Source organism: Frigoribacterium sp. CFBP 13707 (assembly GCF_014842245.1).
GTDB classification, from domain to species: domain Bacteria; phylum Actinomycetota; class Actinomycetes; order Actinomycetales; family Microbacteriaceae; genus Frigoribacterium; species Frigoribacterium endophyticum.
In genome coordinates this window covers 1-24,216 of sequence record NZ_JACYVL010000003.1, presented here as the reverse complement: position 1 = coordinate 24,216, position 24,216 = coordinate 1, and the positions used below count along the sequence as shown (strand labels likewise).

Here is a 24,216-nt window from a genome sequence, read left to right as displayed (position 1 = left end):
GGAGGCGCGGAACGTGTTACGCAGACCACCGATGACAGGCGCGCCCCGCGCCCCCGAGCCCCGCTCGCCTCTGTTGCGCCCCGTTACGGGCACCGCGCGGGCAGCGCCGCCCGCGCCCTACCGTCGTGCCCATGCCCGCTGACCCGACCACCGCCTCCCGCGCCCTGCCGCTGCGCCTGCGCGGCGTCGGCCGCACCTTCGGGCGCGACGTGCTGCGCGGGCTCGACCTCGACGTGACGGCCGGCGAGATCGTCGCCGTGCTCGGCCCCTCCGGCTGCGGCAAGTCGACCCTGCTGCGCCAGATCGGCGGGCTCGACCAGCCCGACGTCGGCACCGTGCAGATCGCCGACGACGCAGCGCGACCGGCCGACCAGCGGTGCGCAGTCGCGTTCCAGGAGCCGCGCCTCCTGCCCTGGCGGACCCTCCGCGGCAACGTCACCCTCGGCCTGCCCCGTCGAGGGCCCGACGGGTCGTCGCTGAGCAAGGCAGCGAAGGAGGCGCGCCTCACCGAGCTCCTCGACCTCGTCCAGCTCGGAGCAGCAGGCGACCTCCGCCCCCGCGAGGTCAGCGGCGGCATGGCCCAGCGCGCCAGCCTCGCCCGGGCGCTCGCCCGCGAGCCCGCGGTGCTGCTGCTCGACGAGCCGTTCGGCGCCCTCGACGCCCTCACCCGGCTGCGCATGCAGGACCTGCTGCTCGACGTCCACGCCTCCCTGCCGACGACCGTCGTGCTCGTGACGCACGACGTCGACGAGGCGCTCTACCTCGCCGACCGCGTCGTGCTGCTCGCTGATCTCGCCGCGAGCACCGGAGGCGCGACCAGCGTCCAGCGCATCGTGACCGTCCCGGGTGCCCGCCCCCGCGACCGCGACGCCCCCGAGCTCGCCGCCCTCCGGCAGGAGCTGCTCGAGGGCCTCGGCGTCCACCGCGCCCACGCCCGGACCGCCTGACCGGCCACCGTCCCGGCCGGCCGGCCACCCCGCCCCATCACCCCCACCACCCACCCCACCAGCCCCGCCCCCGACAGCACGGAGACGACCATGACCCGCCACCGCACCTCCCCCTCGCGCCGCACCCGCGCCTCCTTCGCGGCCCTCGGCATGACGGCCGTCGCGGCGCTGGCCCTCACGGGCTGCGTCGCCGGCGAGGACTCCGACGGCGACGCGGCGGCCGCGGCCGGCGGCGACGCCAGCGCGAGCACCGCCGAGTGGAGCGCCGACACCCTCGACGTCGACTTCGCCACCTACAACCCGCTGAGCCTGATCGTGAAGGACCAGGGGTTCATCGAGGACGCCCTCGGCGACGACGTCACCGTCACCTGGACCCAGTCGGCCGGCTCGAACAAGGCCAACGAGCTGCTGCGCGCCGGGGCCGTCGACGTCGGCTCGACCGCCGGCTCGGCCGCCCTGCTCGCCCGCTCGAACGGCTCCCCCATCAAGACGATCGACATCTACTCGCAGCCCGAGTGGTCGGCCCTCGTCGTCCCCGGCGACAGCGCGATCACCGACGTCGCCGACCTCAAGGGCAAGACCGTCGCCGCGACGAAGGGCACCGACCCCTACTTCTTCCTGCTGCAGGCGCTCGAGGCGAACGGCCTCAGCCCTCAGGACGTCACGGTGCAGAACCTCCAGCACGCCGACGGCCGCGCCGCCCTCGAGAACGGCAGCGTCGACGCCTGGGCCGGGCTCGACCCGATCATGGCCGCGAGCGAGGCCGAGTCGGGCACGAAGCTGCTCTACCGCAACGTCGACTTCAACACCTACGGGTTCCTCAACGCGACGGAGTCGTTCCTCGACGAGTCGCCCGACCTCGCCCAGGTCGTCGTCGACGCCTACGAGGAGGCCCGCGCCTGGGCCGAGGAGAACCCCGAGCAGACCGCTGAGATCCTCGCCGGGGTCGCCAGCATCGACCCCGCCGTCGCGACGAGCGTGCTCGACCGCACCCACTTCGACGTCGACCCGGTGCCCGGCGACGACCAGCGCGCCGTGCTCGAGAAGGTCGCGCCCATCCTCGTCGAGTCGGGCGACGTCGCCTCCGAGGGAGCCGTCGACGACGCCCTCGACTCCCTCTTCGACGACACCTACGCGAAGGCCGCGACGGCGTCGTGACCGACCAGTCGCTCCCGATCGACGGCCGCCGGGCCGAGTCGCTCGCCGTCGTCGAGGCCGCGGCCGCGGACGCGCGCGCCGGCGGTGCTGCCGGGTCCGGTGCCGGGGCCCGGTCGGGCTCGCAGGAGTCGCGGGCCGGCACCCCCGCACCGTCCCGCTCCCGGCGCCGCGGCCTGGCACTGCTCGGGGCGATCCTGCCCGTCGCCCTCGTGCTCGCGTGGGTGCTCGCCACCACGGTCGGCGATGTCCCGGCCTACAAGGTCCCCTCGCCGCTCGACGTCTGGACGGCGGGCGTGCAGCTCGCCGGCACCGGGCAGCTCGGCCAGTACGTCGCGATCTCAGTGCAGCGGGTGCTGATCGGCTTCGCGGTCGGCTCGGTCGTCGGCCTCGTGCTCGGCGCGGTGGTCGGGCTGTCGCGGGTCGGCGAGGCGCTGCTGGCGCCGTCGATCGCCGCGGTGCGCGCGGTACCGTCGCTGGCCTGGGTGCCGCTGCTCATCCTCTACCTCGGCATCGGCGAGGACTCGAAGATCACCCTGATCGCGATCGGTGCGGCCTTCCCCGTGTTCACCACGGTCGCCGGCTCGCTCCGGCACGTCGACCCCCACCTCGTGGAGGCGGGCCGCGCCTACGGCCTCGGCCCCGTCTCGCTCTTCGCCCGGGTGCAGCTGCCGGCCGTGCTGCCGTCGCTCGTGTCGGGGCTCCGGCTGGCCCTGGCGCAGTCGTGGCTGTTCCTCGTCGCGGCCGAGCTGATCGCCTCGTCGATGGGCCTCGGCTTCCTGCTCTCTGACTCGCAGGCGAACGGCCGCGTCGACCGGATGTTCCTCGCGATCATCCTGCTCGCCGTGCTCGGCACCCTCACCGACGCGGTGCTGAACCTCCTGCAGAAGGTCCTGCTCCGCCGCTGGCGCTAGCCGCGACGGCAGCGGCGGCGACAGCAGCAGCAGCAGCGACACCCGTCAGCGCCGGTCGCGCCCGCCCTTCGCCGGCCGCGGGAACGCCTCGCGCATGTGGTCGCTGGTCAGCAGGTCGCCGATCCCGATCATGATGAGCGAGAAGACGATCTGCTCGACGACCATCCAGAACGGGTACAGCCCGGGGATGGTCGCGACGACGAGCGTGACGATCGGGAAGATGCGGCTGAACAGCCTCAGCCGGGCGTAGGCCCACCACCAGCCGAGCTGGGCGCGCCAGGCGAAGACGTAGAGCGTCGCGGTGAGGAAGAGCACGACGGTCGACCGGAACCACACCGCCCACGGCACGTGCTCCCCGCGGGCCGTCAGCACGGCCGCGATGAAGATCGCGGTGAGGCCGACGACGGTCTCGGCGAGCAGCAGCCAGCGGATGCCCATGAACGCCCGCACCGTGCGCGGGTGCTCCCGCATGTCCTCGTGGATGACGTAGCTCGCCTGCCGCCCGCCCGCGAGGCGGTCCAGCCGGAGGCGCCGCCACAGCTCGTCGGCCGCATCGCTCAGCCGCGTGGTCGCCTCGGCACCCTCCCGGGGTCGCACCACGCCGTCTCGCACAAGTCGCACGACCCCATCGTGCACCATCTCGCCCGCTACTCCGCCCGGATGTCCCACGCGTAGCCGTCGCGCTCGGGCACGAGCTCGAAGCAGGGCCCGAACGACATGATCTGGACGACGTCGCCGAGCATGCCGACCATGTAGCTCTGCGCCCCCGACCCCACGAGGTAGAAGCCGTCGCCGGCCTGGCGGGGGTCACCGACGACGACCGAGAACTCGGAGGCGCGCGCCCACGTCGCCCGGAGGCGCTCGGCCATCTCCTCGAAGTCGGGGGGCCGCGACACCCGCACCGTCGTGTGGCTCGCCCACGAGACGCCCCCGTTCGAGCAGTCCATGATGACGCCGCTCGTGTCGGGCTCGACGGCGAGCACCAGCTCGGCGGGTACGAACGAGGCCAGGTCGGCCTCGACGGCCTTGACGTCGACCTTGATCTCCGCCAGCGGCTGCCGCGAGATCGGCACCGGCGTCCGGTCGGCACGGGGCCCTGTCAGCATGGAACATCCTCCCGTCGCCACCGCGACCACCGAGGCCACGGCGACGACCGCGACCGACCTGTGCAGCACCCTCATCGGGGCCACACGTCCTTGCGCTCGAGCTCCGCCAGCAGCTGACCGAGCACGAGCCTGTTCTCGACCTCGGTCGTCGCGACGAGGCCGTGGTTGGCCGCGAGCACCTCGAACCACTCCGTGACCGGCGAGCCGAGCTCGAGAGCGCGGTCTCCGTCGCTCTCGAACACCTGGTCCTCGAAGACCACCATCGACTGGGGGTCCCTCCCCGCGTAGACACCGCCGGTCGCCTGGGCCAGCCCGAGGGCGTCGCGGTAGCGCAGCGAGTCGTACTCGGTCGACGGGTCGGGCTGCCAGTCGTCGACGGCGCCCGCCCCCGCGAGCGACACCACGTGGTCGTACCGGGCCCCGGCCACCTCCGAGGCCAACACGTCGGCGAGGCCCCAGCTGTGCCCGACGGCGACCTCGACGGGCGGCGCCGACCGGAAGAGCGGGTCGGCGTGCAGGCCCCGCTGGAAGGCGGCCAGGCGGTCTCCCGACTCGCGGGCGTAGCCCTGGTCGTTCGCCTCGAGCAGGCCGGGCACGAGGCCCATCGTCTCCGTCGGGGCGACCACGCCGCCCCCTCCGGGGAAGCGGCCGTCCTTGTAGACGAAGGCGACGCTGTCGACGGAGTCGGTCTCGACGAGCCAGGTGCCCACCGACTGCGTGCCCCCGCTCTCCGCCCAGAACCCCGTCATCTCCGAGAACGTGCCGGGCACGTACGTGTACACGCGCTCGGGCGGAGCCTCCCAGTCGCCGACCATCTCGACGATGCGGTCGCCCTCGCGGTCCCACGTGTAGAGCTGCACCGCCGGCGGCACCGCCGCGGCACGCGCGAGGTACTCGTTTCCCTCCGCAGCGCCGTCACGAGCCCGTCCATCACGGCGCCTCGCTCCGGGTCGTCGAGCACCCCCGCGATCGTCCGTTCGTTCTCGGCGATCTGTCGACGCGCGGCGATCCCGTTGGCCCGGACCCGCGCGCTCGGCGGCAGGCCGTCCAGCGCGCCGAAGAGGCCGGGCGCCCCCGCCAGCAGCGCCCGCTGCGCCGCGGAGAAGCCGTCCTCGTCGAGCGCGACGTCGACGCCGAGCGACTCCCACCAGCCGCGCACCTCCTCGGGCGACGCCTGGCCGACGAGCACGGCCAGCAGCGGCACGTCGGCCAGCAGCGACGCCAGCTCGAACGGCGTCAGCCCCGCCACGACCCCCAGCGCACCCTCCGGGCTCGTGACGCCGCGGGCGGCGTCGGCGGTCTCGACGAGCGCTCCGACCGCTCCCCCGCCGTGCAGGGCCGAGAGGAGGCGGTGGTCGGCGGCCCGCCGCCGGTCGACGAGCTCGGCCCACCGTCGCCCCACGACGCCGAGCTCGGCGACCGCGTCGACGATCCGCCGCTCGAGGGCCGACCGCTCGACGTGCCGGTGATCGGCGGGCGTCGAGACCCCGGGCAGATCGACCCGCAGCTCCGCCTCCGCCTCGAGGACGACCAGGGTGGCCGACGCGTCGTCCCGCGCCTCCTCCGCCCTCGCCCGCGCCTGCTCGAGCAGCCGCTGAGCGGCGGCGATGTCGACGAGCTCCCTCGCGTAGCCCTCGAGGGCGACGCCGTGCTCGTCGACCGTCGACAGAAGCACGTCGAGCTCCCGCACGATCGCCTCCGCCTCCGCGACGAAGGCACGACCCGACTCGGCCCGCCACGAGGTCGCCGCCCACTCGCCACAGCGCACCGCGTGGTAGCGCCCGAGGTCGAGGTCGTCGACCTTCTCCCGCCGCCAGCGCGCGAGCCGCTCGACCTCGGCGGCGTCGCCCCGGCCGGGGTCACCCTCGTGCCCGGTCACCGTCGACCGCCCCCTACCGCCCCCGCCAGGCCTGCCGTGCCCGCTGCCACGCCCGCCGTGCCCGCCGCCACGCCCGCCAGCGACTCGTCCGCCGCGCGCAGCTCCTCCGCGAAGCGGCGCGGCAGCCGCGCCGCGTCCGTGATCGCCGCGACCAGGCGGTCGACCCGGCGTGCCAGGTGGCGGCTCACCTCCGCGAGGGCGGCCGCGACCTCGCCCGAGCCGAGCGCCGCCGTGCAGTCGCCCGTCAGCTGATGGGAGAAGGGCAGGTCGTCGCGCGCGTGCGCCATCACCTCGCTCATCTCGCCCAGCGCGTCGAGATCGACGCTCACCCCTGTCGTCATGCCGCAGCCCTCCGCATCGCCGTCGATATACGTCATGTGACGTACGGACGACCCTAGCAACACGAACGCCCGGCGTGGACGGGGTCCACACCGGGCGTCGTGCTCCAGCGGCTGTGAGGGGAACGGCCCGGGGGCCGCCCGGTCAGGGGCGCTTGCGCTTCTCGCGCACCCGCATGTTCACCGTGATGGGCGTGCCCTCGAAGCCGAAGATCTCGCGCAGGCGGCGCGTGATGAAGCGGCGGTACTGCGGGTCGAGGAAGCCGGTCGTGAACAGCACGAAGGTCGGCGGGCGGTTGGCCGCCTGGGTGCCGAACAGGATGCGCGGCTGCTTGCCCGAGCGCAGCGGGTGCGGGTGCTCCGCGACCAGCTCGGCGAGCAGGGCGTTGAACTTGCCGGTGGGGATGCGGGTGTCCCACGAGTCGAGCGCGAGCTCGAGGGCGGGCACGAGCTTCTCGAGGTGGCGGCCGGTGCGGGCCGAGATGTTGACGCGCGGCGCCCACGACACGTGGTCCAGGTCCTGCTCGATCTCGCGCTCGAGGTAGCGGCGGCGGTCGTCGTCGAGGAGGTCCCACTTGTTGAAGGCGAGCACGAGCGCGCGGCCCGACTCGAGCACCAGGTCGATGATGCGGAGGTCCTGCGTCGAGATCTGCTCGGTGACGTCGATGACGACGACGGCGACCTCGGCCTTCTCCAGCGCGGCCGACGTGCGGAGCGACGCGTAGAAGTCGGCGCCCTGCTGCAGGTGGACGCGCTTGCGGATGCCGGCCGTGTCGACGAAGGTCCACACGCGTCCGGCGATCTCGACCTGCTCGTCGACCGGGTCACGGGTGGTGCCGGCCAGCTCGTTGACGACGACCCGCTCCTCCCCCGCGGCCTTGTTCAGCAGCGAGCTCTTGCCGACGTTCGGGCGCCCGAGGATGGCGACGCGGCGGGGGCCGCCGATCTCCTCCTTCGCGACGGTCGAGACGGCGGGCAGCTTGGTCATGACCAGGTCGAGCAGGTCGGCCACGTTGCGGCCGTGCAGCGCCGACGCGGGGAAGGGCTCGCCGAGGCCGAGCGACCAGAGCGCGGCGGCCTCCAGGTCCTTCCGGGCGTCGTCGCTCTTGTTGGCGACGAGGATGACGGGCTTGTGCGAGGCGCGGAGCATCCGCACGACGGCCTCGTCGGTGGCGGTCGCCCCGACGTTGACGTCGACGACGAAGAGCACGGCGTCGGCGAGGTCGACGGCGATCTCGGCCTGGAGGGCCACGGACCGGTCGATGCCGATCGCGCCGGGCTCCCACCCGCCGGTGTCGACGAGGGTGAAGCGGCGCCCACCCCACTCGGCCTTGTACGAGACGCGGTCACGGGTCACGCCGGGCTTGTCCTCGACGACGGCCTCGCGGCGGCCGAGGATGCGGTTGACCATCTGGCTCTTGCCGACGTTGGGGCGGCCGACGATCGCCAGCACCGGCAGGGCCGGCGCGTAGGTGAGCGCGTTCGGGTCCCACTCGCCGCCGTCGAGCACGTCGAGGTCGGTGTCGTCGAGCTCGTAGTCGGCGAGGCCGGCGCGGAGGGCGCGGGCGCGCTGCTCGGCGTCCTCGTCGGGGATCGTCTGGATCCGCTCGACCATCGAGTCGTCGAGCGCGGGGTACTTGTCGTCGTCTGCCATGGAGGCTCCTAGGAAGTGGGGGTGCTCGTCTGCACGAGCTCGACCACGGCCTGCACGGTCTGGTCGAAGTCGAGGTGGGTGGAGTCGACCGTCGAGACGCCGGGGGCGGCGGTCATGAAGTCGACGACCTTGCTGTCGAGCCGGTCGCGGGTCGAGAGCTGCCGAGCGGTCTCCTCGGCGCTCTGCCCGGTGACCTCGGCTGAACGCCTGGCCATCCTAGCTTCTTCGCTCGCCGTCAGCAGGATCCGCACCTGGGCGTCCGGCGCGACCACGGTCGTGATGTCCCGGCCCTCGGTGACGATGCCGGCCTTGTCGGTCGAGGCGATCACGCGACGGAACAGGTCGACCATGTAGCGCCGCACCTCCGGCACCTTCGCGACGTGGCTGACCGCGCCGGTGACGCGGGGCGTGCGGATCTCGTCGGTCACGTCGACGCCGTCGACGGTCACCGAGGAGGCGCGGTGCGGGTCGATCTCGATCGCGTACCGGAACGAGGGCAGCGCGCCCACGATCGCGTCCGCGTCGTCGAGGTCGACGGCCGTCTGCAGGGCGTGCAGGGCGAAGGCCCGGTAGGCGGCGCCGGTGTCCTGGTAGTCGTAGTTGAGGGCGATCGCCGAGGCGCGGCTGACGCTCGACTTGCCGCTGCCGGCGGGGCCGTCGACGGCGACGACGACGTGGCGGTGCACGGCCTCGGCGGTCTCGTCGCGCAGCTCGGCGGTGTGCGCCTCGCCGGCGGGGCCGCCGACGCCGTGCTCACCCGGCGAGCGCTCCACCCCGAGGTCGGCACCGGTCAGGTCGGCACCGGTGAGGTCGGCACCGGCGCCGCCGTCCGCGGCGCTCACGCGACACCTCCGACGACGGTCCAGCCGCGCTGCTGCAGCTCGGCGACGAGCCGGTCTTCTTGTTCGGGCACGATGGACACCTCCGCGAGTCCGACCAGCGCGCCGGGCGAGTGCTCCAGGCGCAGGTCTTCCAGGTTGACGCCGATCTCACCGATCTCGGTGAGCAGGCGGGCGAGCTGGCCCGGCGTGTCGTCGACCATGACGACCACCGAGCGGAACTGGGTCGACTGGCCGTGCTTGCCGGGCAGCCGTGAGACGCCGGCGTTGCCGGCTCCGATGAGGTCGGCCACCGCACGACGTGCGCCGGGGGCCGAGGGGGCGTCGAGCGCGGCGACGACGCCGTCGAGGTCGTCGCGCAGCTCGCGGAGCACCGCGGCGACGCGCGGCGCGTTCGCCCCGAGGATCTGCACCCACAGGGCCGGGTCGCTGCTCGCGATGCGCGTGACGTCGCGCACCCCGCCGCCGGCCAGGGCGAGGGACGCGTCGGGCGCGTCGCGCAGACGGGCCGCCGTGAGGCTCGCCACGACCTGCGGCACGTGGCTGACGAGGGCGACGCCGGCGTCGTGCTCCTCCGGCGTCATCTCGATCGGGGTCGCCCCGAGGTCGAGCGCGAGGTCCTCGACGAGGGCCGCGCGCCGGTAGCTGATGTCGTCGTGCCCGGCGATGACCCACGGGCGGCCGACGAAGAGGTCGGCGCGGGCCGAGACGGCCCCGCCGCGCTCGCGCCCGGCCATGGGGTGCGAGCCGATGTAGCGCGAGACGTCGGCGCCGAGGGCGACGAGCTCGTCGAGGGGCAGGCCCTTGACCGACGCGACGTCGGTGACCAGCGCCTCCGGGTGGGCCTGCAGCTCGCGGTGCACGATCTCGGCGGTGACGTCGGGCGGCACCGCGACGACGACGAGCACGGGGGCGTCGTCGGCGGCGGGCACGCGGCCGGCGCCGTAGTCGACGGCGAGCGCGCGCGCCGACGGCGAGACGTCGTCGAGCACGACGTCCACCCCGTGCTGGCGCAGGCGCAGGCCGATGCTGGTGCCGAGCAGGCCCGCGCCCACGACGCGCACCTGGCCGGCGAGGCGGCGGCTGCCGTCGACGAGGTCGCCGACGGTCACCGCCGTCGCCGGCTCAGGCAGCGTCGAGGAGTCGCGGGTCGGGTCGGTCACGACCGGCCGCCTCCCCGGGGCCCGCGGCCGTCGCCGTCGGGGCGGCCGCGGTACGGACGGTCGCCGCCGCGGTCGTCGCGACGGTCGTCACGGCCCTGGTAGCCGCCGCGCGAGGGCCCGCCACGGTCGTCACGACCCTGGTACCCACCCCGCGAGGGCCCGCCACGGTCGTCACGGCCCTGGTAGCCGCCGCGGTCGCCCGAGCGGTCGTCACGACCCTGGTACCCCCCACGCGAAGGCCCGCCACGGTCGTCGCGACCCTGGTAGCCGCCGCGCGACGGCGCACCACGGTCGCCCGAGCGGTCGTCACGACCCTGGTACCCGCCGCGCGAGGGCGCACCACGGTCGCTCGACCGGTCGTCGCGACCCTGGTAGCCGCCCCGCGAGGGGCCGCCACGGTCGTCACGACCCTGGTACCCACCACGCGAAGGTCCGCCACGGTCGCCCGAACGGTCGTCACGGCCCTGGTACCCGCCGCGCGACGGCGCACCACGGTCGTCACGACCCTGGTAGCCACCGCGAGGAGGCGCGCCACGGTCGCCGGAGCGGTCGTCACGACCCTGGTACCCGCCGCGGTCGCCCGTGCGGTCGTCGCGGACGGGGTAGTCACGGCCTCCGCGGCCGGCGCCGGGGCCACCGGCGCGGACGCCGGAGGGACGGCCCGTGCGCGGGTCGCGGTTCGCGTCGCGGTTCGGGTAGCCCGCCGCGCGCTCCTCGCCGGCGCTCAGCGGACGGTCGCCGCCCCGCGACGCACCGCCACGGTCGTCGCGGGAGACGAAGCCCCCGCGCTCAGGACGCGAGCCACGGTCGTCGCGCGACACGAAGCCACCGCGGTCGGGCCGCCCGCCACCGTCGTCGCGACCCTGGTAGCCGCCACGCTCGGGTCGCCCGCCACGGTCGTCGCGACCCTGGTAGCCACCACGCTCGTCACGGGCCGGACGCCCGCCGCGGTCGTCACGGCCCTGGTACCCGCCACGGTCGTCGCGCGCGGCCGGACGGCCACCGCGGTCGTCGCGACCCTGGTACCCACCGCGGTCGTCGCGCGCCGGGCGCGCACCGCGCTCGTCGCGGGGCTCGCGGCGGCCGGCCTGCTGGCGGCGCACCTCGGCCCGGCGCGACGGAGCGGCCGAGGCGTCGCCCGTGAAGCCGGACGGCCCGCGGCGGCGCTTTGCGTCGCGAGCGTCGGTCTCGGGGTCGAACTCCTCGTCGTCCTCGTCGTAGTACTCCTTCTCGACCTCGGCCTCGTCGAGGGGCACCTCGACGACGTCGGCCTCGTCGACCGGCGCGTCGGCGCTCTCGGTGACGGGCATCGCGTCGACGCGGGGCGACGGGGAGGCGTCGCGCGAGATGGTGAGGATGGCGCCGAGCTCCGCCTTGTTCAGCGAGCGCATGTGGCCGACCTTGAGCGTGCCGAGGTGCAGCGGCCCGAACGACCGGCGCACCAGGTCGATGACCGGGTGCCCGACCGCCTCGAGCATGCGGCGCACGACGCGGTTGCGCCCCGAGTGCAGGGTGATCTCGATGAGCGACGAGTCGGCGGAGCGCGACAGCCCCGCGCCTCCCCCGACCACCGCGGCCTTGTCGGCCGCGATCGGGCCGTCGTCGAGCTCGACGCCCGAGAGCAGCTCGGCGATGACGGCCGGGGTCACGAGGCCCTTGACCTTCGCGATGTAGGTCTTGGTGACGCCGAACGACGGGTGGGCCAGCACGTGGGCGAGCTCGCCGTCGTTCGTGAGCAGCAGCAGTCCGCTGGTCTCGACGTCGAGGCGGCCGACGTTGAAGAGGCGCTCCTCGTAGTCGCTGGTGAACTGCGTCAGGTCGGGGCGGCCGTTCTCGTCGCTCAGGGTGCTGACGACGCCGACCGGCTTGTTCAGCATCACGTAGCGGCGCGTCGAGTCGAGCTGGACGGCCGTGCCGTCGACGACGACCTTGTCGGTCGCGGGGTCGATGCGGCGACCGGCCTCGGTCACGACCTTGCCGTTGACCGTGACGCGGCCGGCGGCGATCAGGTCTTCCGAGACGCGGCGCGAGGCGACGCCGGCGGCGGCCATGACCTTCTGGAGGCGCTCGCCCGAGGGCAGGTCGTCAGAGGTGGGGGTGGTGTCAGTGGGCATCGTCGAATCCTCCGGATCCGTCGGAGAGGAGCGGGGAGATCAGCGGGAGCTCGTCGAGCGAGCTGATGCCGAGGTGGGTCAACAGGAGTTCCGTCGTTTCGTAGGTGGTGGCGCCCGTCTCGGGATCGGTGGACGATTCCGTGACCAGGCCTCGACCCAGCAGCGTGCGGACGACCGAGTCGACGTTCACCGCGCGGATCTGCGCGATGCTGCTGCGGGTGATGGGTTGCTTGTAGGCGATGACCGCCAGCGTCTCGAGAGCCGCCTGCGACAGTCTGGACGGGTTCTGCGTCATCACGAAATCCCTGACGACGGGGTCGTGCTCCTCGCGGACGTAGAACCGCCAGCCGACGCCGACCTCGCGCAGCTCGAAACCGCGCCGCACGCCGCCGTCCACGCCGTCGAAGTCGGCGACCAGCGCCTCCACCGCCCGGCGCACGACAGGGACGGGCTCGCCGACCGCGGTGGCGAGGTCGACGAGCGACTGCGGCTCGTCGGCGACCATCAGCAGCGCCTCCAGGCGCCGCTCGACGGCCACGGCGACGGTCGTCACAGGGTCAGCCGTCACAGGGTCAGCCGTCATAGTCGGCCCCCAGCGCGGCGAGGCTCTCGTCCGTCCAGGTCTCGGCGACCCAGCGCACGCTGAGCTCCCCCAGCGGCTCGATCTGCTCGAACGACACCGACCCGTGCCGGTAGAGCTCGAGCAGCGCGAGGAAGCGGGCGACGACGACGCCCTTGACGTCGACCCCCGAGACGAGCTCGCGGAAGGTCAGCAGCCCGCGCCCGCGCAGCAGCGCGACGACGACGGCGGCCTGCTCGCGGATGCTGACGAGCGGCGCGTGCAGGTGGTCGAGGCCGATGGTCGGCACCTCGGCCGGGGTCAGCGCGAGCGTGGCGAGGGCGGCGAAGTCGTCGGGGCTGAGGGTCCAGACGAGCTCCGGCGTCGTGACCCGGTACTTCTCCTCGAGCCGCACCGACCGGGCGTGTCGTGCGGCCTCGGCGACCGACCGCTCGGCGAACCACTCGGCGGCGAGCTTGAACGCGCGGTACTGCAGCAGGCGGGCGAAGAGCAGGTCGCGGGCCTCGAGCAGGGCCACGTCCTCCGCGTCGACGAGCTCGCCCTGCGGCAGCAGCCCGGCGACCTTGAGGTCGAGCAGGGTCGCGGCGACGACGATGAAGCCGCTGGCCTGGTCGAGGTCGGCGTCGGTGTCGAGCCGTCGGAGGTGGGCGAGGAACTCGTCGGTGACGGCGCTCAGCGCGACCTCGGTGACGTCCATCTCGCGCTTGCTGATCAGCGTCAGGAGGAGGTCGAAGGGGCCGGTGAAGTTGTCGAGGGCCACGGCGAAGCCGGGCACCTCCGGCGGCACGGGGGCGTCGCCCCGCGTCGAGGCGGCAGCGTCCACCACGCCGCCCCGCTCGGGAGCGACGTCGACCGTCACCGTCGTGGCCGGCTCAGGCTGCGGCACCACGCGCGATCAGCTCTCGGGCCAGCTGGCGGTACGCCTGGGCCGCGGGGTGCTCGGGCGCGAACTTCGTGATCGGGGTCCCGGCGACGGAGGCGTCGGGGAACTTGACGGTGCGGCCGATGACGGTCTCGAGCACCTCGTCGCCGAACGCCTCGACGACGCGCTCGAGCACCTCGCGGCTGTGCAGCGTGCGCGAGTCGAACATCGTCGGCAGGATGCCGTCGAGCTCGATGGCGGGGTTGAGCCGGTCGCGCACCTTCTCGATCGTCTCGACGAGCAGGGCGACGCCGCGGAGGGCGAAGAACTCGCACTCGAGCGGGATGAGCACGCCGTGCGCCGCGGTGAGGGCGTTCACGGTCAGCAGCCCCAGCGAGGGCTGGCAGTCGATCAGGATGACGTCGTACTCGGCGCTGACCTGGCGGAGGATGCGCGCGAGGATCTGCTCGCGGGCGACCTCGTTGACGAGGTGCACCTCGGCGGCGGAGAGGTCGATGTTGGCCGGCATCACGTCGAGGCCCTCGACGCGGGTCGGCACGATGACGTCGTGTGCGTCGCGGACGGCGCCGATCATGAGGTCGTAGATCGTCGACTGGTCGTGCGACTGCACGCCGAGGCCGGCGGTGAGCGCGCCCTGCGGGTCGAAGTCGATGGCGAGCACGCGGCGGCCGTACTCGGCGAACGCGGCGCCCAGGTTGATGGTCGTCGTGGTCTTGCCCACGCCGCCCTTCTGGTTGCAGAGCGTGATGATGCGCGCGGGGCCGTGGCTCGCCAGCACGTCGGGCGTCGGGAACTCGGTGCGGGGTCGCCCCGTCGGGCCGTTCGCGGGGACGGCCGCCGGAGCGCTCTCGAAGAGGGCGGGTGTGCTCGGGGTCGGCTTGGTGCTCACGGGCTCCATAGTACGAGCGCCCCCGAGCGGGGCGCGGCTGCCGCGCCCGGCCCGTGCACAGGAAGCCTCATGCGGCAGGTGAAGGTCTGACGGCCTTCCGGGCCCGGGGGTGGGCGGTCGAGTACATGTCGCGGAGGGCGTCCGCCGTGACCAGCGTGTAGATCTGCGTCGTGGCCACCGACGAGTGCCCGAGCAGCTCCTGCACGACGCGCACGTCGGCCCCGCCCTCGAGCAGGTGGGTGGCGAACGAGTGGCGCAGCGTGTGCGGCGACACGTCGAGGCCGAGCTCGGCCCGGTCGGCCGCGCCGCTGATCACCAGCCAGGCGTTCTGCCGCGAGAGCCGGGCGCCCCGCGCGCCGAGGAAGAGCGCGGGGGTCGCGTCGCCCCGGGCCGAGAACTCGGGCCGGCCGCGCACCAGCCAGGCGTCGAGCGCCCGCCGGGCGTAGCTGCCGAGCGGCACGAGCCGCTGCTTGCCGCCCTTGCCGAACAGCCGCACGACGTCGCCCTCGACCACGTCGTCGACGTTCAGCGACACCGCCTCGCTGACCCGGGCGCCCGTCGCGTAGAGCAGCTCGAGCAGCGCTTTGTCGCGCACCCGCGCGGGCTCGTCGCCGTCGGTCGCCGCGAGCAGCGCCTCGACCTGGGCGACCGAGATCGCCTTGGGCAGCCGCGACGGCAGCTTGGGCGGCCGGGTCGTGGCGGCCGGGTCGACCTCGAGCAGCCCCTCCTCGACCAGGAACCTGTGCAGGCCCCTCACCGACGACAGCACCCGGGCCACGCTGGAGGCGCCGAGCGGCTTCTCCGGCCGGGTCGCCAGCGCGACGGGGAACGACGCCACGTCGCCCGGCTCGACCTCGTCGACCGAGTCCCGCCCGAGCGCCGCCAGGTGCGCCTGCCAGAGCACGAGGTCGCGGCGGTAGGCCGCGGTCGTGTTCGGGGAGAGGCCGCGCTCGACGGTGACGTGGCGCAGGTACCGGGCCACCGCCTCCTCGACGGTCGTCACGGCCTGCCGCCCCGTCGGGCCGTCAGCGGGCCGCGACCGCGGCGAGCGCCGCGATGCTGAGGATGGAGTTGTGCAGCCGGCCGGCGAGCACGCCCTCCACGACCTCGTCGAGGCTGACCCACCGCGTCACGATGTCGGCCTCCTCGTCGGAGCGGTCGAACGCCCCCTCGGTCGCGCTGACGCCCGTGGCCCGGTAGACGGTGACCATCTCGTCGTTGCCGCCGGGCGAGGTGTGGAACGAGACCAGCTCGTCCCACGTGGTCGCCTGGAGGTCGGCTTCCTCCATCAGCTCGCGCTTCGCGGCGTCGAGCTTGCTCTCGCCCTCGGCGTCGAGCAGCCCCGCGGGCAGCTCCCAGTCGCGCGAGCGGATGGGGTGGCGGTACTGCTGGATGACGAGCACGCGGTCCTGGTCGTCGACCGCCAGGACGGCGACGGCGCCCGTGTGCGCGACGTACTCGCGCACCATGGGCGAGCCGTTGTAGTCGACGGTGTCGCGGACGACGTTCCAGACCGCTCCCTCGAACACCGTCTCCGAGCTCGTCACCTCGGGGGCCGCGGGCTCGTCGCGCAGCAGCTCTCCCTCGGCGCCCATCAGGCCACGACCTCGGCGGCGTCCGTCACGCCGGGCGTGGCGCCGTCCGCGTCGTCGGCGAAGAGCTTGCTCGAGTTCTGACGCTCGAGCGACGCCTCGACCAGGCCGCTGAAGAGCGGGTGGGCGTGGTTCGGGCGCGAGCGCAGCTCGGGGTGCGCCTGCGTGCCGATGTAGAACGGGTGCACGGCGCGGTCGAGCTCGACGTACTCGACGAGGGTGCCGTCGGGCGACGTGCCGGAGAAGACCAGGCCGGCGTCGGCGATCTGCTGGCGGTACTGGTTGCTGACCTCGTAGCGGTGGCGGTGGCGCTCCTCCACCAGCTCCGAGCCGTAGAGCTCGGCGGCGAGCGAGCCGGTCTGCAGCGCGGCCGGGTACAGGCCGAGGCGCATGGTGCCGCCGAGGTCGCCGCCCGCGATGATGTCGACCTGCTCGGCCATCGTCGCGACGACGGGGAACTCGGTCTCGGGGTCGAACTCGGACGAGGAGGCGCCGGTCAGGCCCGCCTCGTTGCGCGCGTACTCGATGACCATGCACTGCAGCCCGAGGCAGAGGCCGAGCGCGGGCACGCCGTTCTCGCGGGCGAACTTCAGCGCGCCGAGCTTGCCCTCGATGCCGCGGATGCCGAAGCCTCCGGGCACGCAGATGCCGTCGACCTGGCTGAGCGCCTTCGCGGCGCCCTCCGGGGTCTCGCAGTCGTCGGAGGGGATCCACACGAGCTTGGCCTTCGCCTGGTGCGCGAAGGCGCCGGCCCGGAGCGCCTCGGTGACGGAGAGGTAGGCGTCGGGCAGGTCGATGTACTTGCCGACGAGGCCGATGGTGACCTCGTGCTTCGGCTGGTGCACCGCGTCGAGCACGGTCTGCCAGCCCGACCAGTCGACCTCGCCGGCCTTCTCGGTGAGGCCGAGGTGGCGGATGATGTAGCTGTCGAGGCCCTGGTCGTTGAGCATCGACGGGATGTCGTAGATGCTCGCGACGTCCTTCGCGTTGACCACTGCGTCCTCGTCGACGTCGCACATCAGCGCGATTTTGCGCTTGTTGGCGTCGCTGACGGGACGGTCGCTGCGGAGCACGAGAGCGTCGGGCTGGATGCCGATCGAGCGGAGCGCGGCGACGGAGTGCTGGGTGGGCTTGGTCTTCTGCTCGCCCGAGGCGCCCATGTAGGGCACCAGCGAGACGTGCACGAAGAAGACGTTCGACCGGCCGAGCTCGTGGCGCACCTGGCGGGCCGACTCGATGAACGGCTGGCTCTCGATGTCTCCGACGGTGCCGCCGACCTCGGTGATGATGACGTCGGGCTTCAGCTCGCCCTCGGCCTGCTGCCGCATGCGGCGCTTGATCTCGTCGGTGATGTGCGGGATCACCTGGACCGTGTCGCCGAGGTACTCGCCGCGGCGCTCCTTGGCGATGACGGTCGAGTAGATCTGGCCCGTGGTGACGTTGGCGGCCTGGTCGAGGTTGATGTCGAGGAACCGCTCGTAGTGACCGATGTCGAGGTCGGTCTCGGCGCCGTCGTCGGTCACGAAGACCTCGCCGTGCTGGAAGGGGTTCATCGTGCCCGGGTCGACGTTGAGGTACGGGTCGAGCTTCTGCATCACGACGCGGAGGCCGCGGGCGGTCAGCAGGTTGCCGAGGCTGGCGGCCGTGAGGCCCTTGCCGAGCGACGAGACCACGCCGCCGGTGACGAAGATGTGCTTCGTGACGGCCGCGGGAGCGGCTGCCGTGGACGAGGGGACCTCAGAAGGGCCCCCCCCGTCGATCGAGGAGGAATCAAGGCCCGAGTTCTGTTCGTTCACCACGGGGTTCCATCCTATGTCACGCGGAGGCCCGTCGGCACCCCGCTGTCGGGTCACGGGCGCCGGTCGGCGCCGGCGGAGGCCAGCTGGAGGAGCTCGCGGGCGTGGTCGAGCCCGCTCGCGCTGTCGGGCAGGCCCGAGAGCAGGCGTGCCATCTCGGCCACGCGCTCGTCGCCGTCGAGCTGCTGGACGCTGCTCGCGGTGACCTCGCCCGAGGCGTCCTTGACGACGCGGAGGTGGTTCGTGGCGAAGGCGGCGACCTGCGCGAGGTGCGTCACGACGATCACCTGGGCCCGTTCGGCGAGAGCCGCGAGGCGGCGGCCGATCTCGATGGCCGCGGCGCCGCCGACGCCGGCGTCGACCTCGTCGAAGACGAACGTCGGCACCTCGCTCGACCCGGCCATGACGACCTCGAGGGCGAGCATGACGCGCGAGAGCTCGCCGCCCGAGGCGCCCTTGCCGAGCGGGCGCGGCTCGCTGCCCGGGTGCGGGCGCAGCAGGAGCGCCACGGCGTCGGCCCCGGACGCGCCCAGCTCGCCGCGGGGCGAGACCTCGACGACGATCTCGGCGCCGGCCATCGCCAACGCGCGGAGCTCCGCGCTGACCCGGCTCGACAGGTCCGCTCCGGAGGCGCGGCGCAGGTCGGTGAGGACGCTCGCCCTGGTCTCCGCCTCCGCCCGGAACTGCTCGACCTCGTCGTCGAGCTGCGCGAGGCGGTCGTCGTCGCTGTCGAGCTCGACGAGACGGCGGCTGCCCTCGTCGAGCAGGCGCAGCGCGTCGTCGACCGTCGGGCCGTGCTTGCGGAGCAGCGAGCCGATCTCGGCCCGCCGCGTCTGGACGACCTCCAGGTCGCCGGCCGCGTCGGCGTCGAGGCTGCCGAGGTAGCTGGATAGCCGCGACGACGACTCGCTGACCTGGACGCTGACCTCGGCGAGCAGGTCGGCGATCGGCTGCAGCGCGGCGTCGTGCGGGGCCACCCGCTCGACCTGGCGCCGTGCCTCCTCGACGAGCGAGAGGACGTCGCGGGTGCCGTCGACCGCGTCGGTGGACAGGATCTCGTGGGCCAGCCCGGCGGCGAGCCTCAGGTCCTCGGAGTTGCTGAGCCGCTCGGCCGTGGCGTCGAGCTCGTCGAGCTCGCCCGCGACGGGCGAGACCGCCTCGATCTCGTCGATCGCCTCACGCAGCGCCTCGGCCTCGGCCCGGCGGGCGTCCCGGTCGCGGGTGATCTCGTCGAGCTCCGCCCGGGCGGCCTGCCAGGCGTCGTAGGCCGACCGGTACGACGTGGCCGCCTCGGCGAGCGGGGCGCCGCCGTGGGCGTCGACGGCGGCGCGCTGCGCCTGCGCCGACTTCAGCCGGATCTGCTCGCTCTGACCGTGCACCACGACGAGGTGGTCGGCGAGGTCGCCCAGGACGCCGATCGGGGCGGTGCGCCCGCCCACGACGGCCCGGCTGCGGCCCTCCGCCGAGACGACGCGGCTGAGGAACAGCTCGCCGTCGTCGACGTCTCCCCCGGCGTCGCGCACGCGCGAGACCACCGAGCCCTCCTCGGGCACGACCCAGCGGCCGTCGACGACCGCCTGGGCGCTGCCGGAGCGGACGATGCCGCTCTCGGCCCGCTGGCCGAGCAGGAGGCCGAGGGCGGTCACGACCATGGTCTTGCCCGCGCCGGTCTCGCCGGTGACGGCCGTGAACCCGGGGCCGAGGGGCAGGGTCGCCCGCCCGATGACGCCGAGGTCGCGGATCGCGATCTCCTCGATCACTCGGCGGCCGCCTGGTCGGGCCCGCGCCAGCCGGTGACCGGGAGGTGGAACTTCGCCACGAGGCGGTCGGTGAACGGCCCCTGGCGGAGGCGCGCCAGCAGCACCGGCTGCGTCGAGCGGGTGCACTCCACCCGGGCCCCGGGCGGCAGGTCGTGCTCGCGTCGGCCGTCGCACCAGAGGATGCCCTTGGCGTCGGTGCGGTTCATCACCTCGACGGCGAGGGTGGAGTCGGGGCCCACCACGAGCGGGCGGGCGAAGAGCGCGTGGGCGCTCAGCGGCACGAGGAGCAGCGCCTGCACCTCGGGCCAGACGACGGGGCCGCCGGCCGAGAACGAGTAGGCGGTCGACCCGGTCGGGGTCGACATGACGACGCCGTCGCAGCCGAAGGAGGAGAGCGGCCGCCCGTCGACCTCGATGACGACCTCGAGCATCCGCTCGCGGGACGCCTTCTCGACCGTCGCCTCGTTCATCGCCCAGGTGCGGTAGACGACCTCGCAGTCGGTGGTGACCGTGACGTCGAGGGCGAACCGCTCCTCCACGTCGTAGTCGGCGGCGAGGACGCGCTGCACCGTCTCGGTCATCTCGTCGCGCTCGCTCTCGGCGAGGAACCCGACGTGGCCGAGGTTGACGCCGATGATGGGCGACCGGGTGCCGCGCACGAGCTCGGCCGCGCGGAGGATGGTGCCGTCGCCGCCGAGCACGATGACGCACTCGAGCTGGTCGGCCAGGACGTCGTCGCCGAGGATGTGGACCTCGCCGACCTCGGGGGCCGCGACGCGGATGTCGTTCCACTCGTCGAGGGGCAGGACGGGCACGACACCGGCCGCGCGCAGGAGGCCGCAGACCTCCAGCGCCGCCCCGATGGAGTCCGGTCGCCCCGTGTGCGAGACGACGAGGATGTGTCGTGTCGAAGTGATCTCTCTCACGCTCCCGTCGTGGTGTCTGCCGTGCTCAGCCATTCTGTCGGATTCGTCCCGGTCGAGGCCGAGAAGTGCACCACGTACTCCTTGTTGCCCGCCGTCCCGACGATCGGTGAGGGGATGAGCCCCGCCGTGCCGAGGCCGAGGTCGTGGGCAGCCCAGAGCACGGTCGTCACGGCCTCGGCGCGCAGCGCCGGGTCGTGCACGATGCCCTCGCGGACGCCTTGGCGGCCGACCTCGAACTGCGGCTTGACGAGGAGGACGAAGTCGGCGCCGGTGCCGAGCGACGCGGTGAGCGCGGGGAGGACCATCGTCAGCGAGATGAACGAGAGGTCGGCCACGACGAGGTCGACGTCGTCGGCCCGGTCGGTGAGGCCGCGCAGCTGCTCGGCGGTGAGGTAGCGGGCGTTGACGCCCTCGACGACGGAGACGCGGCGGTCCGAGCGCACCGACGGCGACAACTGCCCGTGGCCCACGTCGAGGGCGACGACGTGCTCCGCGCCGCGCTCGAGCAGCACCTGGGTGAAGCCTCCGGTCGAGGCGCCCACGTCGAGGGCGGTGCGACCAGTGGGGTCGACGCCGAACGCGTCCAGGGCGCCGACGAGCTTGTGGGCGGCTCGGCTGACGTAGTGGTCGAGGCCGGCGACCTCGACGCGGTCGGTGACCGAGACACGGGCGGAGGCCTTGACGGCGCCGGTGCCGTTGACGGTCACGAGGCCGTCGGCGAGCAGCCGGGCGGCGTGGGTGCGGGACCGCGCGAGGCCCCGGCGGGCGAGCGCAGCGTCGAGGCGCTCGTCGACGGCCTCGGCCGCGACCGGCTCGTCGGCCACGGGCTCGGGCGCCGAGGTGCCGCGTCCGGAGCGGAGGGGCTTCCCCGAGGCGTCGACCGTCACCGGGGGCCTGCCGCGCCGTCGGCCGTCGTGCCCTCGAGCACGCCACGGAGCTCGTCGTGGAGGGCGGCGAACGAGTCGGCCCGCGACTCCAGCGGGGACTCCTCGACCTGGCGGAGGCGCGCTTCCAGGCCCGGCACCGCCGGCGGACGATCGTCGATGCGCTCGTGCTCGGAGCGCTCGTGCCCGGGGTCGTCGATCTGCTGCATGGTGGCGTCCACCCTAACCGTCGGGGTGGAGGGCCGGGTCGATGTCGAGCCCGTAGATCGCACGCCCCGTGCCCCACACGGCGGCCGCGCCGGCCCGGAGCAGGTCGACGGGGTCGGGGCCGGGCGTCATGACGCGGACGGTGCCGCCGCGCACGGCGACGCTCGCGCCGCGCACGGTGACGACGTGCACGTCCCCCTCGTCGTGCTCGACGACCTGGGGGTAGGGCTGCGAGAGCTCACGGAGGTCGCCGAGAACGAAGTCCGGCCGCGACCGCGCGTCGGCGGCGAGGAGCTGCTTCGCCCCGTCGATGCCGGTGAGCACCAGCACCGAGACGAGTCCGGCCTCGTTCGCCCCGACGACGTCGGTGTCGAGGCGGTCGCCGATGAACAGCGCCTTCGTGGCGCCGAAGCGCTCGACGGCAGCGTGGTAGATCGGGGTCTCGGGCTTGCCCGCGGTGACCGGCAGCCGGCCGACGGCCGTGTGCACAGCCGACACGAGGGTGCCGTTGCCGGGGGCCGTGCCGCGCTCCTGCGGAATGGTCCAGTCGGTGTTCGTGGCGATCCACGGGATGTCGGCGGCCAGGGCGTACGACGCCTCGGCGAGGTCGGCCCAGCCCACGTCGGGGCTGAAGCCCTGCACGACGGCCGCGGGGTGGTCGTCGGCCGACCGCGTGACGACGAAGCCCTCCTGCTCGAGCACGGAGGTCAGGCCGACCCCGCCCACGACGAGGACGGTCGAGGCGGCCGGCACCGCGTCCGCGAGGAGGCGCACAGCCGCCTGCGGGGAGGTCACCACGTCGTCCTCCCCCACCGCCAGCCCGTAGCCGGAGAGCTGCTCAGCCACCGTGGCCGCGGTGCGCGACGCGTTGTTGGTGATGTAGCCGACACGGTGGGTGCGGGAGGCGGCGGTCAGGCTCTCGACAGCGTGCGGCACGGCAGCGCGGCCCCGGTACACGACGCCGTCGAGGTCGGCCAGCACCGTGTCGACGCCGTCGAGCGGCGACGGACCGTCAGCCACGGTCGTCGGCCTGCTCGTCGTGGGGCTGCTCGTCATCGCCGTGCTCGTCGTCGCCGTGGTCTTCCTCAGCATGCTCGTCCGCAGCGTCCTCGTCGTCCGAAGGCGAGTCGACGACGCCGTCCGTCGCCTGCTCGTCCCCGGCAGGGCCGTCCGCGTCCCCGGGGTCCTCGTCGTCGGCGGCGACCTCGGCGGTCACGCCCTCGACGTCGATCCACTCGTCGTCGAGGTCGACCTCGAGCTCCTCCTCGACGATCTCGACGGTCTCGAGGTCGTCTCCGCCGGCGAGAGCGTCGAGAGCAGCGGACGCGCGCTCGGAGAGGGCACGCCACTCGTCGCCCTCGGACTCCCGACCGAGGTCGTCGAGCACCGTCGCGTACGCGTCGAACAGCGCGGGGCTGTACGAGAAGGCCTTCTTGCGGTCGAGCTGGGGGATTTCGAGCTCACGCAGGGCGGCGTCGGGCTGACCGAGATCGAGGCGGGCGCCCGACATCGCGATGGCGAGCTGCACGCGGACGGGAACGTCGAGCGTGGCCACGTCGACCGAGCGGCCCAGCTCGAGGGCGCGCTCCGGACGCTCGAGGCCCCGCTCGCTGTCGACCATCAGGGGCAGGTGGTCGTCACGACCGGAGATGCGACGGTACGTGCGCAGCTCGCGGAGGGCCATGGCGTAGTCACCGACGGTGTAGGCCGTGATGGCGATCGTCTCGCGCACGACACCGATGCGGCCGGCACGACGACCGGCCGAGAGGGCGTGCTTGTGGGCCTCCTCCGGGTCCTCGTCGATGAGGCGGCCCGCCATCACGAGGTGCTTGGCGACCCAGTCCGCGTTCTCCTTGCTCAGCGTCTTGAGCTCGCCACGAGCGACCTTGTCCAGGTCGCGGGGCTCCACGTCGTCAGGGACATGGGCGACCTCCTGGGCCGGCCGGACGGACTTCAGGCCGTACGGGTCGCGCTCTTCCGGGGTCTGGCGATCCCGCGAGTTGAAGGAGTCGCGGCCACCGCCACGACCGCCGGCTGCGGCCCCACGGCCGGGCGCGCCCCGACGGTCGCCCCCGCCCGGACGGTCGGACCGCTGGGGGCGGTCGCCGTAGGACGGACGGTCCGAGCGCTGCGGGCGATCACCCGAGGGGCGGTCGGACCGCTGCGGACGGTCACCGTACGACGGACGATCTGACCGCTGCGGACGATCACCTGACGGGCGGTCGGACCGCTGCGGACGGTCACCGTACGACGGACGGTCAGAACGCTGCGGTCGGTCGCTGGACGGACGATCGGACCTCTGAGGCCGATCTCCCTGACGGGGGCCAGAACCCGACCGGCGGTCAGCCGAGCCGCGCTGCCCGTCGGGGCTGCCCTGTGCCGGGCCTCGCGCGTCACGGCGTCCGCCGTCACGACCGGTGCCGGAGCCCGTGGAGCCGCCAGAGGAAGGGGAACGTCGGGGCCGGTCGTCTCGGTCGTCGTCGCGGTCGCTCACAGAGGTTCTCCTCGGGTCTTCTGGCTGCTGTTGTGTTGTGGCGCCCCGACTCTATCTCAGGGCCTTCGCCCGGGAAGGGCGGACAAACACGAAAGG

General features: G+C 73.7%; 23 protein-coding genes and 1 pseudogene. 3 read left to right on the top strand and 21 right to left on the bottom strand.

Going from position 1 to position 24,216, the window contains the following annotated elements; all coding sequences use genetic code 11:
• Nucleotides 1–131: 131 nt before the first annotated feature.
• The 3 genes from IFT45_RS07145 (at nt 132) to IFT45_RS07135 (ending at nt 3,016) form a co-directional block, all read left to right on the top strand.
• Nucleotides 132–947, top strand: coding sequence for an ABC transporter ATP-binding protein (locus IFT45_RS07145; RefSeq protein WP_192127450.1), 816 nt, complete (start codon nt 132–134; stop codon nt 945–947).
• 90 nt (nt 948–1,037) lie between these two features.
• Nucleotides 1,038–2,105: an aliphatic sulfonate ABC transporter substrate-binding protein gene (locus tag IFT45_RS07140; RefSeq protein ID WP_192127448.1), complete on the top strand. Its 1,068-nt coding sequence runs from the start codon at nt 1,038–1,040 to the stop codon at nt 2,103–2,105.
• Nucleotides 2,102–3,016, top strand: a complete 915-nt coding sequence (locus tag IFT45_RS07135) for an ABC transporter permease (RefSeq protein ID WP_371810898.1) — start codon at nt 2,102–2,104, stop codon at nt 3,014–3,016. The genes IFT45_RS07140 and IFT45_RS07135 overlap by 4 nt, the downstream gene beginning before the upstream one ends.
• Nucleotides 3,017–3,061: 45 nt before the next feature.
• Here IFT45_RS07135 and IFT45_RS07130 read toward each other — a convergent pair whose 3' ends face one another.
• The 21 genes and pseudogenes from IFT45_RS07130 to IFT45_RS07030 all read right to left on the bottom strand — a co-directional run bounded on the left by IFT45_RS07130 (nt 3,062) and on the right by IFT45_RS07030 (nt 23,535).
• Nucleotides 3,062–3,556 carry a hypothetical protein gene (locus tag IFT45_RS07130; protein ID WP_371741202.1) on the bottom strand — a complete coding sequence of 165 codons (495 nt, stop codon included), beginning with the start codon at nt 3,554–3,556 and terminating at the stop codon, nt 3,062–3,064.
• 107 nt (nt 3,557–3,663) lie between these two features.
• Nucleotides 3,664–4,197, bottom strand: a complete 534-nt coding sequence (locus IFT45_RS07125; RefSeq protein WP_206759066.1) for a hypothetical protein — start codon at nt 4,195–4,197, stop codon at nt 3,664–3,666.
• Entirely contained in the window at nt 4,194–4,982 is a 789-nt protein-coding gene (locus IFT45_RS07120) for a hypothetical protein (protein WP_192127446.1), read from the bottom strand. Before IFT45_RS07120 ends, IFT45_RS07125 begins: the two co-directional genes overlap by 4 nt.
• The gene (locus IFT45_RS07115; protein WP_192127445.1) at nt 4,868–6,001 is read right to left on the bottom strand and encodes a hypothetical protein; all 1,134 of its coding nucleotides are present in this window, start codon (nt 5,999–6,001) and stop codon (nt 4,868–4,870) included. The genes IFT45_RS07120 and IFT45_RS07115 overlap by 115 nt, the downstream gene beginning before the upstream one ends.
• Nucleotides 5,998–6,342, bottom strand: coding sequence for a hypothetical protein (locus IFT45_RS07110; protein WP_192127443.1), 345 nt, complete (start codon nt 6,340–6,342; stop codon nt 5,998–6,000). The genes IFT45_RS07115 and IFT45_RS07110 overlap by 4 nt, the downstream gene beginning before the upstream one ends.
• A gap of 142 nt (nt 6,343–6,484) precedes the next feature.
• Nucleotides 6,485–7,993: a ribosome biogenesis GTPase Der gene (der, locus tag IFT45_RS07105; protein WP_056055401.1), complete on the bottom strand. Its 1,509-nt coding sequence runs from the start codon at nt 7,991–7,993 to the stop codon at nt 6,485–6,487.
• Between the two features lie 8 nt (nt 7,994–8,001).
• On the bottom strand, nt 8,002–8,679 hold the full coding sequence (cmk, locus tag IFT45_RS07100; protein ID WP_192127791.1) for a (d)CMP kinase: 678 nt from the start codon (nt 8,677–8,679) through the stop codon (nt 8,002–8,004).
• A gap of 152 nt (nt 8,680–8,831) precedes the next feature.
• On the bottom strand, nt 8,832–9,944 hold the full coding sequence (locus IFT45_RS07095; RefSeq protein WP_192127789.1) for a prephenate dehydrogenase: 1,113 nt from the start codon (nt 9,942–9,944) through the stop codon (nt 8,832–8,834).
• Between the two features lie 1,373 nt (nt 9,945–11,317).
• A pseudogene (locus IFT45_RS07090) lies at nt 11,318–12,109 on the bottom strand (pseudouridine synthase); the annotation flags it as partial.
• The gene (gene scpB, locus IFT45_RS07085) at nt 12,099–12,692 is read right to left on the bottom strand and encodes an SMC-Scp complex subunit ScpB (protein ID WP_192127441.1); all 594 of its coding nucleotides are present in this window, start codon (nt 12,690–12,692) and stop codon (nt 12,099–12,101) included. The gene scpB and the pseudogene IFT45_RS07090, both read right to left, overlap by 11 nt.
• A complete protein-coding gene (locus tag IFT45_RS07080) occupies nt 12,682–13,515 on the bottom strand; it encodes a ScpA family protein (protein WP_371810938.1) in 834 nt (277 codons plus the stop codon). The genes scpB and IFT45_RS07080 overlap by 11 nt, the downstream gene beginning before the upstream one ends.
• A gap of 46 nt (nt 13,516–13,561) precedes the next feature.
• Nucleotides 13,562–14,470 carry a ParA family protein gene (locus IFT45_RS07075; protein ID WP_082514396.1) on the bottom strand — a complete coding sequence of 303 codons (909 nt, stop codon included), beginning with the start codon at nt 14,468–14,470 and terminating at the stop codon, nt 13,562–13,564.
• Between the two features lie 58 nt (nt 14,471–14,528).
• On the bottom strand, nt 14,529–15,464 hold the full coding sequence (locus tag IFT45_RS07070) for a tyrosine recombinase (RefSeq protein ID WP_192127438.1): 936 nt from the start codon (nt 15,462–15,464) through the stop codon (nt 14,529–14,531).
• Between the two features lie 22 nt (nt 15,465–15,486).
• Nucleotides 15,487–16,056 carry an NUDIX hydrolase gene (locus IFT45_RS07065; protein ID WP_056055410.1) on the bottom strand — a complete coding sequence of 190 codons (570 nt, stop codon included), beginning with the start codon at nt 16,054–16,056 and terminating at the stop codon, nt 15,487–15,489.
• Entirely contained in the window at nt 16,056–17,813 is a 1,758-nt protein-coding gene (locus tag IFT45_RS07060) for a CTP synthase (protein WP_192127787.1), read from the bottom strand. Before IFT45_RS07060 ends, IFT45_RS07065 begins: the two co-directional genes overlap by 1 nt.
• 89 nt (nt 17,814–17,902) lie before the next feature.
• The gene (gene recN, locus IFT45_RS07055) at nt 17,903–19,609 is read right to left on the bottom strand and encodes a DNA repair protein RecN (RefSeq protein ID WP_167259375.1); all 1,707 of its coding nucleotides are present in this window, start codon (nt 19,607–19,609) and stop codon (nt 17,903–17,905) included.
• Nucleotides 19,606–20,568 carry an NAD kinase gene (locus tag IFT45_RS07050; RefSeq protein ID WP_185232930.1) on the bottom strand — a complete coding sequence of 321 codons (963 nt, stop codon included), beginning with the start codon at nt 20,566–20,568 and terminating at the stop codon, nt 19,606–19,608. The genes recN and IFT45_RS07050 overlap by 4 nt, the downstream gene beginning before the upstream one ends.
• Entirely contained in the window at nt 20,532–21,359 is an 828-nt protein-coding gene (locus IFT45_RS07045) for a TlyA family RNA methyltransferase (protein WP_185234027.1), read from the bottom strand. Before IFT45_RS07045 ends, IFT45_RS07050 begins: the two co-directional genes overlap by 37 nt.
• Before the next feature lie 59 nt (nt 21,360–21,418).
• Complete coding sequence (locus tag IFT45_RS07040) at nt 21,419–21,628, bottom strand: hypothetical protein (RefSeq protein WP_192127851.1); 210 nt, start codon at nt 21,626–21,628, stop codon at nt 21,419–21,421.
• Nucleotides 21,629–21,641: 13 nt separating this feature from the next.
• Nucleotides 21,642–22,682, bottom strand: coding sequence for an HAD-IIA family hydrolase (locus IFT45_RS07035; RefSeq protein WP_192127785.1), 1,041 nt, complete (start codon nt 22,680–22,682; stop codon nt 21,642–21,644).
• Nucleotides 22,639–23,535, bottom strand: a complete 897-nt coding sequence (locus IFT45_RS07030) for a hypothetical protein (protein WP_192127436.1) — start codon at nt 23,533–23,535, stop codon at nt 22,639–22,641. The genes IFT45_RS07035 and IFT45_RS07030 overlap by 44 nt, the downstream gene beginning before the upstream one ends.
• Between the last annotated feature and the right edge of the window lie 681 nt (nt 23,536–24,216).

Excerpts from the sequence above, each read along its gene's own strand:
- scpB (WP_192127441.1), bottom strand. The coding sequence starts at position 12,692 with ATGACGGCTGACCCTGTGACGGCTGACCCTGTGACGACCGTCGCCGTG.
- IFT45_RS07140 (WP_192127448.1), top strand. The coding sequence starts at position 1,038 with ATGACCCGCCACCGCACCTCCCCCTCGCGCCGCACCCGCGCCTCCTTC.
- IFT45_RS07075 (WP_082514396.1), bottom strand. The coding sequence starts at position 14,470 with ATGGAGCCCGTGAGCACCAAGCCGACCCCGAGCACACCCGCCCTCTTC.
- IFT45_RS07145 (WP_192127450.1), top strand. The coding sequence starts at position 132 with ATGCCCGCTGACCCGACCACCGCCTCCCGCGCCCTGCCGCTGCGCCTG.
- IFT45_RS07110 (WP_192127443.1), bottom strand. The coding sequence starts at position 6,342 with ATGACGACAGGGGTGAGCGTCGATCTCGACGCGCTGGGCGAGATGAGC.
- IFT45_RS07125 (WP_206759066.1), bottom strand. The coding sequence starts at position 4,197 with ATGAGGGTGCTGCACAGGTCGGTCGCGGTCGTCGCCGTGGCCTCGGTG.
- IFT45_RS07040 (WP_192127851.1), bottom strand. The coding sequence starts at position 21,628 with ATGCAGCAGATCGACGACCCCGGGCACGAGCGCTCCGAGCACGAGCGC.
- IFT45_RS07050 (WP_185232930.1), bottom strand. The coding sequence starts at position 20,568 with ATGGCTGAGCACGGCAGACACCACGACGGGAGCGTGAGAGAGATCACT.
- der (WP_056055401.1), bottom strand. The coding sequence starts at position 7,993 with ATGGCAGACGACGACAAGTACCCCGCGCTCGACGACTCGATGGTCGAG.
- IFT45_RS07035 (WP_192127785.1), bottom strand. The coding sequence starts at position 22,682 with ATGACGAGCAGCCCCACGACGAGCAGGCCGACGACCGTGGCTGACGGT.
- IFT45_RS07065 (WP_056055410.1), bottom strand. The coding sequence starts at position 16,056 with ATGGGCGCCGAGGGAGAGCTGCTGCGCGACGAGCCCGCGGCCCCCGAG.